The sequence below is a fragment of the Inediibacterium massiliense genome, assembly GCF_001282725.1.
Taxonomy (GTDB): Bacteria; Bacillota; Clostridia; order Peptostreptococcales; family Thermotaleaceae; genus Anaerophilus; species Anaerophilus massiliensis.
This window is the reverse complement of sequence record NZ_LN876587.1, coordinates 807,506-821,865: the sequence shown is the minus strand read 5'-3', so window position 1 is coordinate 821,865 and position 14,360 is coordinate 807,506. Positions and strand designations below refer to the sequence as shown.

The 14,360-nt window shown below is 30.4% G+C and carries 15 protein-coding genes; all 15 read right to left on the bottom strand.

Going from position 1 to position 14,360, the window contains the following annotated elements; all coding sequences use genetic code 11:
• Nucleotide 1: 1 nt before the first annotated feature.
• Nucleotides 2–658: a ribulose-phosphate 3-epimerase gene (gene rpe / locus BN2409_RS12460; RefSeq protein ID WP_053956949.1), complete on the bottom strand. Its 657-nt coding sequence runs from the start codon at nucleotides 656–658 to the stop codon at nucleotides 2–4.
• 2 nt (nucleotides 659–660) lie between these two features.
• Nucleotides 661–1,527 carry a ribosome small subunit-dependent GTPase A gene (rsgA, locus tag BN2409_RS12455; RefSeq protein ID WP_053956948.1) on the bottom strand — a complete coding sequence of 289 codons (867 nt, stop codon included), beginning with the start codon at nucleotides 1,525–1,527 and terminating at the stop codon, nucleotides 661–663.
• Nucleotides 1,520–3,463 carry a Stk1 family PASTA domain-containing Ser/Thr kinase gene (gene pknB, locus BN2409_RS12450; RefSeq protein ID WP_053956947.1) on the bottom strand — a complete coding sequence of 648 codons (1,944 nt, stop codon included), beginning with the start codon at nucleotides 3,461–3,463 and terminating at the stop codon, nucleotides 1,520–1,522. Before pknB ends, rsgA begins: the two co-directional genes overlap by 8 nt.
• A 23-nt stretch (nucleotides 3,464–3,486) precedes the next feature.
• Entirely contained in the window at nucleotides 3,487–4,215 is a 729-nt protein-coding gene (locus tag BN2409_RS12445) for a Stp1/IreP family PP2C-type Ser/Thr phosphatase (RefSeq protein ID WP_053956946.1), read from the bottom strand.
• A gap of 83 nt (nucleotides 4,216–4,298) precedes the next feature.
• Complete coding sequence (gene rsmB, locus BN2409_RS12440; protein ID WP_053956945.1) at nucleotides 4,299–5,630, bottom strand: 16S rRNA (cytosine(967)-C(5))-methyltransferase RsmB; 1,332 nt, start codon at nucleotides 5,628–5,630, stop codon at nucleotides 4,299–4,301.
• A gap of 44 nt (nucleotides 5,631–5,674) precedes the next feature.
• Nucleotides 5,675–6,367: a zinc metallopeptidase gene (locus BN2409_RS12435; protein WP_053956944.1), complete on the bottom strand. Its 693-nt coding sequence runs from the start codon at nucleotides 6,365–6,367 to the stop codon at nucleotides 5,675–5,677.
• Between the two features lies 1 nt (nucleotide 6,368).
• Nucleotides 6,369–7,127, bottom strand: coding sequence for a DUF116 domain-containing protein (locus BN2409_RS12430; protein WP_199873017.1), 759 nt, complete (start codon nucleotides 7,125–7,127; stop codon nucleotides 6,369–6,371).
• Between the two features lie 7 nt (nucleotides 7,128–7,134).
• Nucleotides 7,135–8,064 carry a methionyl-tRNA formyltransferase gene (gene fmt / locus BN2409_RS12425; protein ID WP_053956942.1) on the bottom strand — a complete coding sequence of 310 codons (930 nt, stop codon included), beginning with the start codon at nucleotides 8,062–8,064 and terminating at the stop codon, nucleotides 7,135–7,137.
• 9 nt (nucleotides 8,065–8,073) lie between these two features.
• The gene (def, locus tag BN2409_RS12420) at nucleotides 8,074–8,514 is read right to left on the bottom strand and encodes a peptide deformylase (protein ID WP_053956941.1); all 441 of its coding nucleotides are present in this window, start codon (nucleotides 8,512–8,514) and stop codon (nucleotides 8,074–8,076) included.
• 12 nt (nucleotides 8,515–8,526) lie between these two features.
• Entirely contained in the window at nucleotides 8,527–10,986 is a 2,460-nt protein-coding gene (priA, locus tag BN2409_RS12415) for a primosomal protein N' (RefSeq protein WP_053956940.1), read from the bottom strand.
• A 68-nt stretch (nucleotides 10,987–11,054) separates the two neighbouring features.
• A complete protein-coding gene (gene coaBC / locus BN2409_RS12410; protein ID WP_053956939.1) occupies nucleotides 11,055–12,248 on the bottom strand; it encodes a bifunctional phosphopantothenoylcysteine decarboxylase/phosphopantothenate--cysteine ligase CoaBC in 1,194 nt (397 codons plus the stop codon).
• Between the two features lie 12 nt (nucleotides 12,249–12,260).
• Nucleotides 12,261–12,470, bottom strand: coding sequence for a DNA-directed RNA polymerase subunit omega (gene rpoZ / locus BN2409_RS12405; RefSeq protein WP_053956938.1), 210 nt, complete (start codon nucleotides 12,468–12,470; stop codon nucleotides 12,261–12,263).
• Complete coding sequence (gene gmk, locus BN2409_RS12400) at nucleotides 12,464–13,081, bottom strand: guanylate kinase (RefSeq protein ID WP_053956937.1); 618 nt, start codon at nucleotides 13,079–13,081, stop codon at nucleotides 12,464–12,466. The genes rpoZ and gmk overlap by 7 nt, the downstream gene beginning before the upstream one ends.
• A gap of 36 nt (nucleotides 13,082–13,117) precedes the next feature.
• Entirely contained in the window at nucleotides 13,118–13,384 is a 267-nt protein-coding gene (gene remA, locus BN2409_RS12395) for an extracellular matrix/biofilm regulator RemA (protein WP_053956936.1), read from the bottom strand.
• Nucleotides 13,385–13,395: 11 nt separating this feature from the next.
• The gene (locus BN2409_RS12390) at nucleotides 13,396–14,277 is read right to left on the bottom strand and encodes a YicC/YloC family endoribonuclease (protein WP_053956935.1); all 882 of its coding nucleotides are present in this window, start codon (nucleotides 14,275–14,277) and stop codon (nucleotides 13,396–13,398) included.
• Nucleotides 14,278–14,360 lie beyond the last annotated feature (83 nt).

Sequence of the window (14,360 nt, the reverse complement as noted above, 5' to 3'; positions counted from 1 at the left end):
CCTACAGGCTTGTCTCTTCTTTAAACCTTCTCACTGCTTTGGATACATCATCTGCTCCAAATACAGCAGAACCTGCAACCAATATATGAGCTCCTGCCTTTACCACATCTTTGGCATTATCTATTTTAACTCCTCCATCAATCTCAATCTCTACATTTAGATTCTTTTCTTGGATCATTTTTCTTAATTTTTTAATCTTATCTATTACAGAAGGAATAAATTTTTGACCTCCAAATCCAGGATTTACGGACATGAGTAAAACCATGTCTACATCCTCTAGGATATATTCAATAGTACTTAAACTTGTTGCAGGGTTTAAAGAGACAGCTGCTTTTACTCCATATGATTTTATATTTTGTATCGTTCTATGTAGATGAGGACATGCCTCTACATGTACTGTAATGATATCTGCTCCTTTCTTTACAAACTCTTCAATATAAAGATCTGGATTTTCTATCATTAAATGTACATCAAAAGGAAGATTTGTTTTTCCTTTTATACTTTGTAAAATCAATGGTCCTATTGTAATATTGGGAACAAAATGACCATCCATTACGTCTATATGCAATAAATCCGCCCCTGCATTCTCTACCTTTTTTATATCTTCTAAAAGATTTGAAAAATCTGCTGATAATATAGATGGTGCTAACTTTGCCATATTTAATACCTCCTCTTTTGACTCATTTCCTGTAATAATTGAATATAGCTTTCGTATCTTGATAAACTAATTTTTCCACTTTCTACTGCATCTTTTACAGAACAATCTGGCTCATTTATATGCTTACATCCATTAAATCTGCATTGTCCTAATAAAGAATTAAACTCTTTGAATAAAAATGGAAGATCTTCTTCTGAAAAATCAAGCTCTAAGGAACTAAATCCTGGAGTATCTAATACCCACCCTCCAAAATCTAATGGAAGCAATTCTACGTGTCTTGTAGTATGCTTTCCTCTTTTATTTTTTTGACTAATTTCTCCTGTTTGTAAAGATAAATTCGGTTGAATAGAATTAAGTAATGAAGATTTTCCTACTCCGGAAGGCCCTGCAAAAACTGTAACTCTATTTTTCAAAGTCTCTATTACATCATCTATCCCCTTATTTTCTTTTACACTAGTAGCTACCACTTTATATCCTGCTTGAGAATAAATTTCTTTTAAATTTGTACATTTTTCTTCACTTAAATCCATTTTATTAAAGCAAATCACCACATCTATTTCTCTACTTTCTGCCATAACTAAAAAACGATCTAATAAAGTAAGATTTGGATCAGGTTTTTTTACAGCAAATACAATCATAGCTTGATCGATGTTTGCAACAGGAGGCCTAATAAGCTCTGTAGACCTCTGTAGTATTTCTTCTACAACACCTTTTTGGTTTTCTTGAACTTGAATCTTTACTTGATCTCCCACTAAAGGAATAATTTTTTCTTTTCTAAACTTTCCTCTTGCTCTACATTCATAAACATCTTTCCCTGATTGTACATAATAAAATCCCCCGATCCCTTTTATAATCCTTCCATCAATCATAATATTTCCCCGTTTCAAAATCTATTTGCTTTGTTGTAATTTTTTCATTATCAAAATAGACTTCAATAGTTGCTTTATTTCTACCTGAAATAGAAATAGACTCTTTTCCGTTATTTGATTTTTTATGAGTACCATTATATATAGTAGTAGAAACTCCATTTTGAATTTTTACGATTTTTAAATCAAATTCTTCTCTCTTTGCTGGATCATAACTAATAGGCAATGATACAGTTTTCATTTGAAGCTCTTCTTCTTCTGACGGCTGTGTTAATCCTTCAGCACCTTTACTTACCAATAGATCTATAACTTTATTTTCTTCTACCTCTGATCCTGCTTTTAGACTTTGTGTAATTACTTTGTTTTTGTCAACACTGTCATCATATTTATATTCAACTTTGCCACATATTAAGTTCTTTGATTCAATGATTCTCTTGGCTACATTTATTTCTTCTCCCTCTACATTAGGTACTTCTACTAATTTCACTTCTGGTCCTTGACTTACAATAAAATTTACTTCAGTTCCTTCTTTGACCTCTTTATAGGCCTTTGGGCTTTGATTAATAATTACTCCATTTGGCAAATTACTATATTCTGGTTTTACAATTCCTTCTTTTAGCCCTGCATTCTCTAATAAATCATCTATTTCATCAATATTTTCATTTACAAAAGAAGGTACTTCTACTAACTTAGCTCCTGTACTTACAGTTAACTTAATGGTATAACCGGCTTTTTTTACTTCTCCATCAGAAGGATCTTGAGCCATTACATAACCATTTTCATATTCAGCACTGCTTTTTTCTGAAGCTTTTTCTACTTTAAATCCAAGATTTTCAAGATTTGTTTTTGCTTCTTCGTAAGGAATACCTACTACATTTGGAACTGGCTTTTCATCTACTGTCAATAAATCTTTTGCATAAAATACTCCTACTGTAAATAAAATCGCTAGTACAAAAGCTGTAATAATTGCACCCCATACAATTTTTTTATTTGTTTTGTTCTTTGGTTTATCTTTTTTTCTATCATCTATTCTTTTCATATCTACAGGCTCTCCTTTAATGGCAGGAATCACTTGTGTTGGACTATCATCATCTTCTTCAAAATTTACAAAATCTCCTTGTGGATATGCTAAAACTTTATCTAAGTCTTCACATATTTCCTCTGTATTGTTATATCTTTTTAACTGATCTTTTTGAGTAGCTTTGATAATAATATCTTCTAATCCCTTAGGAATATTCTCATTAATTAAAGATGGTGGTGCTACCTCTTCATGAATATGCTTTAATGCAATAGAAATAGGACTTTCTCCTTCAAAAGGAACTTTTCCTGTAGCCATCTCATAAAGAACAATTCCTAAAGAGTATAAATCGGATTTTTCATCAATATATCCACCTCTAGCTTGCTCTGGTGAAAAATAATGTACTGATCCTATTACATTCCCTGTATTAGTAACTGTTGAAGAAGTAACTGCTCTAGCGATCCCAAAATCTGTAACCTTCACTCTTCCATCTTCTGTAATTAATATATTATGAGGCTTTATATCTCTATGAATAATATGATTTGTATGGGCATGTTTTAAAGCTAAAGCAATTTGTTTTCCAATATGAATGGTTTCATTAAAATTTAAAATACCTTTTTCTTTGATCAATTGCTTTAATGTTTTTCCTTTTACATACTCCATAACAATATAATAAATATCTTTTTCATCTCCTACATCATAAATATTTACAATATTAGGATGAGATAAACTTGCAGCAGCTTGTGATTCTTTTCTAAAAGACTGAATAAACTCTTCATCACTTGTAAATTCTGGTCTTAATATTTTTACAGCAACGAATCTATTTAGTAGTCTACATTTTGCTTTGTAGACTAATGCCATTCCTCCGCCACCTATTTTTTCAATAATTTCATAACGGTCTCCTAAAATTTTTCCTATCATTTTCTCACCTCGATTCTTTCTATCTATCTATTTTTTATAGCAATAATAGTAATATTATCATATCCGCCTCTTTCATTTGCAAGGTCTACTAAATGTTCACATGCTTTTTGAATGTTTGCACAATCTATTAATGTATCCTTTATTTCTTCAATCTCTATAAGATTTGTAAGTCCATCTGTACACAATACAATAATATCTTCTTTTTCTACATCGAGTGTATACAAATCTATATTAATATCTTCATCTGTTCCTAGAGCTCTTGTAATCATATTTCTTTGTGGATGAATCTTCGCTTCATTTTCTGTGATACTTCCATTCCTTACAAGCTCAGCAACTAATGAATGATCTTGAGTAATTTGAGATATGCTATTTTTTCGAATAAGATAAGCTCGACTATCTCCTACATGAGCAACATAAATCTTTGACGCAATGAGCACTACTGTTAAAGTAGTTCCCATTCCCTCATACTCTTCATTTTGTTGTGCTTTTTTTAAAATATCTAAATTGGCATGAGTAGTGGCATCTTTTAATGCATGGCAAATTTCTTGATCATTTTTTGAAACTACCCCTTTGTTTTTTTCCATAAAATCTTTTATAGAATGAATTGCCTCATTGCTTGCTACTTCTCCTGCATTATGTCCTCCCATTCCATCTGCAACAATAAATAAATTTAAATCTCCACTAGATATACAATAAGCATCTTCATTCATTTCTCTTACTCTACCTTTATGAGAATAAGCTCCAATTTCCATTCAATCACCCCACATAAATCAATAAATATTGATTTTTCGCCTTTTTTTACAAACACTATTATACCACATTTCGATTCATTTCCTTATGATTTCTTTCTTAATTTGCAGATAAAAAATCCATCCGTATGATGAATATGAGGATAAAGCTGTATCATCTTTTCTTCTCCTCTAAACTTTTTAGGAATGTATGGATTTACATCTATGATTTCAAAATTTTTATCATATTCTATAAATTTTTTAATTACTTCTATATTTTCTTCTTTCTCTATTGTGCAAGTACTATAAACTAATACTCCATTGTCTTTTACATATTGACTTGCATTTTTTAGTATTTCTAATTGAATTTTTGTAATTTCTTTGATATGGTCTGGAGTCTTGTTGTACTTTAATTCAGGTTTTCTTCTAATAATTCCAAGACCTGAACAAGGAGCATCTACCAATACCCGATCTGCCTTTTGAATCAAATCGACATCTATCTTTTGGGCATCAAATTCTTGAACTATAATATTTTCAATTCCTAACTTTTTAGCATTTTCTTTAATGAGATTGAGTTTATGAGGGTAAATATCTCTAGCTATAATTTGACCTTGATTCTTCATAATTTGGGCAATATGAGTTGTTTTCCCTCCAGGAGCTGCACATACATCTACAATACATTCGCCACTCTTTGGATTTAATACAAGTCCTACTAACATGGAACTTTCATCTTGAATCTGGAAAAGTCCTTCTTGATAAGATTTTAGCTCTTCTATATTCCCTACATGATCTAGATGTAAACATTCCTCTGCATTTGTATTTTTATCTACCTCTACCCCTTCAGTCTGTAACATTTTTATTAACTTTTCTTTTGTAGTTTTTAGCGTATTCACTCGAATAGACAACTTTGGTGTTTCATTATTTGCTTTTAAAAGTTTCATAGTGAAGTCTTGTCCAAATTCGTTTAACCATTTTTTTACTAACCATAATGGGTGAGAATATTGAATAGAGAGGTGCATTTCTAAATTTTCTTTTAAAGAAGGAATTTTTATTTTCTCTTGATTTCTTAAATAGTTCCTCAAAATTCCATTTGTAAAACCTGCTGCTCTTGGATTGATTTTTTTCATAATATTTACACTTTCTGATACAGCTGCAAAAGCAGGAATTTTATCTAAAAATATAATTTGATAAAGTCCTATTCTAAGAATTATAATCACTTTTCTATCCATTTTATTCATTTTTGTATTAGAAAGTTTTGAAATGATAAAATCTAAATAAATTTTATTCTCCAAAACTCCATATACAAGCTCTCTAATTAATCTTCTATCTACTGATGAGATATCTTTTCCTCTTAATTCTTTATTCACTGCAATATTAGAAAAAGCATTATTTTGTTCAATGTCTAATAATATTTTATAAGCATATTTTCTTGCATTCATATTTTTCCTCCTATATACAAAATCAATGCACCCATATGGGTGCATTACTCGTCTCTATTTCTAAGTAGCATAAGTCTTAATAAATGCGCAATAGACACAGCCATAGCTGCTACATAAGTTAGAGCTGCTGCAGATAACACCTTTTTTGAAGGTTTTATTTCATCTATAGCAATCACTCCTCTTTCTTGAAGTTCATTTATTGCTCTACTGCTTGCATTTAATTCTACTGGTAAAGTAATCACTTGAAATACAACTGCTGCTAAATAAAACAAAATGCCTAAATCTATTAAAGAACCAATTCTTAAAGCAAAACCTGCAAATACAAGTATCCAAACAAACTGGGAACCAAAGCTTGCAATAGGTGCTATAGTATTTCTAAGGATCAGTGGAGTATAGCCATGATCATGCTGTATAGCATGACCTACCTCATGAGCTGCTACACTAATAGATGCTATACTTCTTCCATTGTATACTTGTGGAGATAATCTAAGAACTTTGTGTCTTGGATCATAATGATCTGATAAGTACCCTCCTATAGGCTCAATAGAAACATGGTATATACCATTTTTATCCAAAATCATTCTAGCCACTTCTGCTCCTGTATATCCTCTTGTACTAGCTACATTCAAATATTTATGAAAAGTACTTTTTACTTTCATTTGTGCATAAAAAGCTAAGAGCATAGCAGGAATTAAAAAAATCATTCCTGATGGTAAATAAAGTCCTCTACCATACATACTACTCCTCCTCACCAATAAAATACTTTATAGTTTTTTCTATTTTTTCTACATTCACACAAGTATTCACACAAGGGCCTTCTGGTCTTTCATTAAGAATGCCTATAACTGGTATACTTTGGACATCTTTAATCCCACTACTTAAATCTCTCTCACAAGCTACCGCAATAATAAGTTTTGGTTTTAATTCTTTGATAATCTTTCTTGCCAATGTTCCTCCTGTAGCCACAAATATTTGTACTTTATATTTTTCTTTTAATTTCAGTAATTCATCAATATTACACAACCCACATCTTTTACAGTTCTCAATATTCGTAGTAATTTTATGAGGACAAATTGACTTTTGAATACAATGAGGAAGTAATATTAATATATCTTCTTTGGATACAGATATATGAGACGATAAAATAAGTTTATTATTAATTTGTGCAAAAACACTTCTAATGGAATCTTTATCTATTCTTACAAAAGAAGAAAGATACATAATATTAGAATAAATCACTCGTAATGAATATTTTAACCAATTGATTGAAAAGCTAGAGATTTGTTTATTATATAAAATACGAATCATTATGATCATACTAACAAGAGTAAAAAAACTAAGGAATAAGGTTATAATCAGTATTATAGTCAAAATAAAATCATATAATACTCTGTTGGTAGATTTTACTAAATAAAAAGCTGCTCCTCCGATAAAAACAAATAGTAAAATCATCACAAAAACCATACCCATAAATACTTTATTGTTTTTAGTATTCATATGCATATTATTCACCTAATATGATATTTTCTTCTATGTCATGACCTCTTAAGTAAGCATCTACCGTCATTCTTTTACTATTTGGAAATTGTATCTCTTCTATCAAAAGAATTTTCTCTTTGGTACATACAAACAAGCCTTCTTTATTGACCTTTATAATTTTTCCTGAAATTTCATTACAACTCTCTTGTGTGACCTTTGCTTTCCATATTTTCATTTTTTGTCCATTATAAGTTGTGTAGGCAGTAGGCCAAGGATTCACCCCTCGAATCAGATTATAAATGTCTTGTGCTGTATTTTTCCAATCAATTTTGCCTGTATCTTTATTAAGAATAGATGCATAATTACTTTGTTCGTCTATTTGTTTTTCTCTAGGGGCACATTTCTTTTCAATAAGTACTAGAGTCTCTTTTAATAATTTTGCTCCTTCTATAGAAAGCTCATCATGAAGCTCTCCTGCTATTTTATCTTCAATAGGTACCTCTCTTTTTAAAATCATATCCCCAGTATCTAATCCTTCATCCATGTACATAGTTGTAACACCTGAAATCTTCTCTCCATTGATGATAGCCCAATGAATAGGTGCTGCTCCTCTATACTTTGGAAGTAAAGATGCATGAACATTAATGCATCCAAACTTAGGAATGTCTAAAATACTTTTAGGTAAAATTTGGCCAAAAGCAACTACTACAATACAATCTGGTTTTAACTCTCTTATTTGTTGTACTGATTCTTCTTCTCTAATTTTTTGTGGTTGAAAAACTGGAATATTGTACTCCATTGCTATCTCTTTTACAGGTGGAGATGTCAATTTTTTTCCTCTTCCTTTTGGTCGATCTGGTTGAGTAAACACCCCTATTACTTCATGTCCATCTTGTATAATTTGTTTTAAACAAGGTACAGAAAAATCTGGCGTTCCCATAAATACAATTTTCATTTTTATCACCTACTTTATAACTTTATCTATGAATAATATTCCTTCTAAGTGGTCAATTTCATGACAAAAAGCTCGTGCCAAAAGTTCTTCTCCTTCTAGTTCTACTTCTTGACCATGTCTATTTAAGCCTTTTACTTTAACCCACATAGGTCTTTTTACTTCACCTGTAGCTCCAGGCACACTTAAACATCCTTCATTATCTATTTGTGAACCTTTTCGTTCTATAATCTCAGGATTAATAAGCTCTATAATCCCATCTCCTACATCAATAACGATAATTCTTTTTAAAATTCCTACTTGTGGAGCTGCAAGACCTACCCCATCTGCTTCATACATAGTTTCAACCATATCATCAATAAGTGTTTGAATTCGATCGTCAATTTTATCAACCGTTCTAGATTTTTTTCTTAAGGTTGGATCTCCTTCTTTAATAATATTTCTAATTGCCATACTATTCCTCCTCTACATCATACTAAATGGATTTATATCTATACTTATATTTATACTAGAAAAATGATTTTGTTCATGATATCTCATATCATTTATTATACCTTTTATTGTTTTTTGGTCAACTAATTTGCATTTGATAATAGTTTGCCATCTATATTTTTCCTTTATTTTAGAAAGGGGAGCAGGATGGGCTCCAAAAACTATTTCCTCTGAATTTATATTGTATTTTAAAAGATGATTTTTTAACATTTGTGTAAAATCATTTGCTCCTTCAATGACTTCTTTTTCTTTGTCTCCAGAAAATAAAATGGTAAAAATCACTGTATAGGGAGGATATAAAAATTCTTTTCTAAGTAAAATTTCTTCATGATAAAAAGACTTATAATCATGATATTTTGCGGCTTGAATAGAAAAATGATCTGGTTCATAGGTTTGTACGATTACATTACCTAAAAGATCACCTCTTCCTGCTCTTCCTGCAACTTGAGTAATCAGTTGAAATGTTTTTTCTGCTGCTCTAAAATCAGGTAAATTAAGGCTTGTATCACCAGCAATAACACCTACCAAAGTTACATTTGGAAAATCTAATCCTTTTGCAATCATTTGAGTTCCTATGAGAATATCTAACTGTCTTTTTTTAAACTTTTTTATAATTTGATCCATTGAACCTTTTTTTGTAGTAGTATCTAAATCTAATCTTGCCACATTGGCATGAGGAAAATATTTTTTAGTAATTCTTTCAATCTTTTCTGTCCCTACTCCAAAATACTTAATATATTTACTATTACACTGAGGACATAGAGAAGGAGGATTTTGTATAAATCCACAATAATGGCACTGAGCTTTATGTGTCTGTGCATGATAAGTAAGAGAAATGTCACAATGAGGACATTTTACTACATAGCCACATTTTCTACAGGAAATAAATGTAGAATACCCCCTACGATTTAAAAATAATATAATTTGTTCTTTCTTATTCAACTTTTCTTCAATGGCATCATATAACTTTTTGCTAAAGATGCTTTTATTTCCTCTTTCTAACTCTTCTCTCATATCTACAATTTCTACTTTAGGAAGAGGATTTTTATTAAATCGATCCAACATCTCTATTTTTTCATATTCTCCCTCTAATCCTTTGGTATAACTTTCAAGAGATGGCGTAGCTGATCCTAATACAAGTATTGCATTATTTTTTTGACATCTAAACTTTGCCACATCTATAGCATGATACTTGGGCGTATACTCGGATTTGTAAGTATATTCATGTTCCTCATCCACAATAATAATACCTAGATTCCGAAAAGGTGCAAAAACTGCTGATCTTGCTCCTATCACAATTTTTACTTCTCCTTCTTTGATACGCGCCCACTCATCATATCTTTCTCCTAAAGATAATTTGCTGTGCAGTATTGCAACTTGATTTCCAAATCTTCCTTTAAATCTTTCAATCATTTGTGTAGTCAAAGAAATCTCTGGAACAAGCACGATGGCTTCTTTAGATTTTTTTAAAACTTCATCAATCAATCTCATATATACTTCAGTTTTCCCACTTCCTGTAACTCCATGAATTAAAAAAGTATGATGCATTTCTTTTTTTATAAAAGGAACGATTTTCTCCATTGCATACATCTGTTCTTTTGTAAGAGGAAAATTATATGTTTTTTCTATATCCATATGCTCATAAGGATCTCTTCTATTTTGAACCATAATCATACGAACAATTCCTTTTTTTTCAAGGGCTTGTATGGTAGCCAATGATACATTTGTTTCTTTTCTTAATTCATTCCACTCTACTTGATTTTTGCTTAATAAATAAGATACAACTTCCCTTTGCTTGATAGCACGATTACTTATACACTCTAATACATTTTCTTTTTCACAAAGCTTTATCATTTTTTTAAAGGACGGATTGACATGACTTTTAAAATGATTTTTGATTTGAATAAGCTTCTTCTCTTTTAGTTTCTTCAAAACTTCTTTTGTATCTTTATCAGAAAATGTTTTCATAAATATTTCTTCTTGTATTTTTTTATTTCGAATCAAATAATTCATTATTTTGTATTCTTTATTTGAAAGATCATAATTGAATAAATCACTTTCTTCTATATGTTCAGAAAGAATAATATATTTTTGTAATTTCAATGACTTTCCTGTAGGCATTACACATCCTATAGCATCAATAAATTTACACATATATTCCTCTTTCATCCATTTACATAACTCAATCATCTCTTTTGAAAGAATATGATCTACTACTCTTTGAATATACTTTATTTTATTTTTAGGAATATCTATATGGTCTATTATATCTACTACAAAACCTTCTATAGGTCGATTTCCTTGTCCAAAAGGAACAATCACTCTTGACCCTATCCATATTTTTTCATACATACTTTCTAAAATACCATAAGTATATTCCATATCTGTTTGATTGCTTTTATGATTGATAATAATTTTTGCAAATTTATCCATAGATTTTTCCTCCATGGCCTTATTATATCAAAAGCAATAGGGTATACACAACAAAGGAGCAGGTATCCCTACTCCTGAATCATTAAATTTTTTACTCTATCTAATATAATTTGTGCCAATTCTGTTTTAGACATTTTTTCATAGTGATCTATTGATCCATTTTTATCTATAATGCTTACAATATTGGTATCACTCTTAAATCCTGCACCCTCTTTAGTCAAATCATTTGCAACAATAAAATCCAAGTTTTTCTTTTTGATTTTATCATTTGCATTTTCTAACAAATTTTGAGTTTCTGCAGCAAATCCTACAAGAATTTGATGTTCTTTTTTTGCTCCTAATTCTTTTAATATATCTGGATTTCTAGTAAGAGTAATCGATAAGTCATTATCTTTCTTTTTTATTTTATTTTCTTGTACGTAAGCTGGACGATAATCTGCTACAGCAGCTGACTTAATTACAACATCTGCCCAAGAAAAATGTTTTAACACTTCTTCATACATATTTTTTGTTGTAACTACATCAATCTTTTTTACGCCCTTTGGTGTTTCTAAATTGGTAGATCCTGAAATGAGTAAAACCTCTGCTCCTCTATTTGCTGCACACTCTGAAATAGCATAACCCATCTTTCCAGAGGAATGGTTGGTGATATATCTAACAGGATCAATAGGCTCTTTTGTAGGACCGGCTGTAATTAAAATCTTTTTACCTTTTAAGTCTTGTTCATTTTTCAGTAATAAAGAAGCTTCTTTGACAATTTCTTCTGGCTCTGGAAGTTTTCCTCTTCCCACATCTCCACATGCAAGTCTTCCCTTTGCAGGCTCTATGAAATAATATCCAAAATCTTTAAGTTTCTTTATATTTTCTTGCACAATAGGATTTTCATACATATTTGTATTCATAGCAGGTGCCAAAAGTACAGGTGCTTTTGTTGCCATTACAGTAGTAGTTAACATATCGTCTGCAATTCCATTTGCAATTTTTCCTATTGCATTTGCAGTTGCAGGAACAATCACAAATAAATCAGCCTTCTTTGCTAAAGATATATGCTCCACTTCCCATGTTTTTGGCTCTTTAAACATATCTGTAATCACATAGTTTTGTGATAAAGATTGAAAAGTCAAAGGATTGATAAATTCTTGTGCAGATTCTGTCATGATTACAAACACTTCAAATCCTTGCTTTTTGAGTCTGCTAACTACATCGGCTCCTTTATATGCTGCAATGCCTCCAGTTATTCCCACTACAACATTTTTTTTCATTCCTACACCTCATTATTTTTCGATTTGTTCTCTTCCACTTATACATTTAATTAAATCTTCAGCAATTTCATGAGTTGCAATGGTAACAGGTTTATTTGATGGTGCTGTTGTCATCTTTTCAGATCCATCAATAATTTCTCTTGCTCTTTTGGATGCTGCAATGACTAATGAATACCTACTATCTACTTTTTTCATTAATTCAGCTACAGATGGATTTAACATGAACACTCCTCCTTAAATTTAGAAATTATTTTTTCAATATCTTTTGTCACTTTATATTTATGTGCTGTTATAATATTTATTATTCGATCTACAGCCTTTTTTACTTCATCATTTACAATATAATAATCATATTCTTTTACATATTGTATTTCTTCTATAGCACTGCTAAATCTTTTTTCAATATCTTTTTGTGATTCTGTTCCTCTTCCTATAATTCTATTTTTTAATTCCTTCATAGATGGAGGCAATATAAATAGTAATACTGCTTCAGGATATTTCTTTTTTACTTGTAGTGCTCCTTGTACATCGATTTCTAATAAAACATTATTGCCATCATTGATTTGATCAATTACATATTTTTTAGGTGTTCCATAATAATGATCAAATACTTTTGCATATTCTAAAAATCCATCTTGAGAAATCTCTTTCTCAAAAAAATCTTTGTCTACAAAAAAGTAGTTTTTTCCATCTACTTCCCCTTCTCTGGGATTTCTTGTAGTGGCAGAAATGGAAAGACCTATATTTTTTTGTATTTGTAATAGTTCCTTACAAATAGTACCTTTTCCAGTTCCAGAAGGACCTGACACTACAATTAGCAAACCTTTTTTCATTTCTTAGTCCCCTTTTTATCTATTCTATTGTTCATTCTAAAGTACAGCATCTTTTCCTTCGTCTTTATTAGATAATCTGTGAGCTACTGTTTCCGGTTGAACAGCAGATAATATAATATGATCACTATCTGTAATAATTACAGCTCTTGTTCTTCTTCCATAAGTAGCATCAATTAACATTCCTCTGTCTCTTGCTTCTTGAATAATTCTTTTAATAGGTGCTGATTCTGGACTTACGATAGCTACTAATCTATTTGCAGATACAATATTTCCAAATCCTATGTTAATTAATTTAATACTCATTTGTAAACCCCCTATTCAATATTTTGTACTTGTTCTCTAATCTTTTCTAACTCACTTTTTATTTCTACTACATTATTGGTAATTTCTAAGTCATTTGCTTTTGAACCTATTGTATTCACTTCTCTATTCATCTCTTGGATCAAAAAGTCTAACTTTCTTCCTACTGGATTCTTTTCTTTGAATGTATTTTTTAATTGATCAATATGACTTTTAAGTCTTACGATTTCTTCTGTAATACTACTTTTGTCTGCCATAAAAGCAACTTCTACATTTAACCTATTTTCATCTATTTCAATACCCTCTTCTAATATTTCATGAATTCTATCGTTTAATTTACATTTGTATTCCTCTACTACTTTCGGTCCTCTTTGCTCAACTACATCTACTATTGTCTTTATATATTCACATCTACTTTCTATATCTTCTACTAGTTTTTTACCTTCTGCGATCCTCATTTTCATAAGCATGTCTAAAGCTTTCATAGCTGCATCCTTTAGACAATTCCATACTGCTTCTTCATCTTCTTCTTTGGATTCTATTTTTAATACATCTGGAAACCTTCCTACCAAAGAAACAGAAATATCATCTATTACATGAAATTGTTCTTTAATTTCTTTGAGAGAGTCTATATATTCCTTTGCTAGTGATGTATTTACAGAAATTTTTGTATCTGTGTCCCCTATATTCTCCATAGTTACATAGATTTCTATTCTTCCTCTTCTAATTTCTGTCTTTATAAAATTTTTTAATTTTTCCTCTAAATATGTAAGCCTTTTGGGCATTCTAACTACCATATCATTGTATCTGTGATTTACAGATTTTATTTCTACAATAAATTGTCTATCTAGATCCTTTGCTTCACCTCTTCCAAACCCTGTCATGCTCTTGATCATGCTTTTCATCCTTCCATCTATTTATTTTAAAATGAAATAAATTTATTAGAAATATTCTACTCTCGTAAGTAATGATTATATCA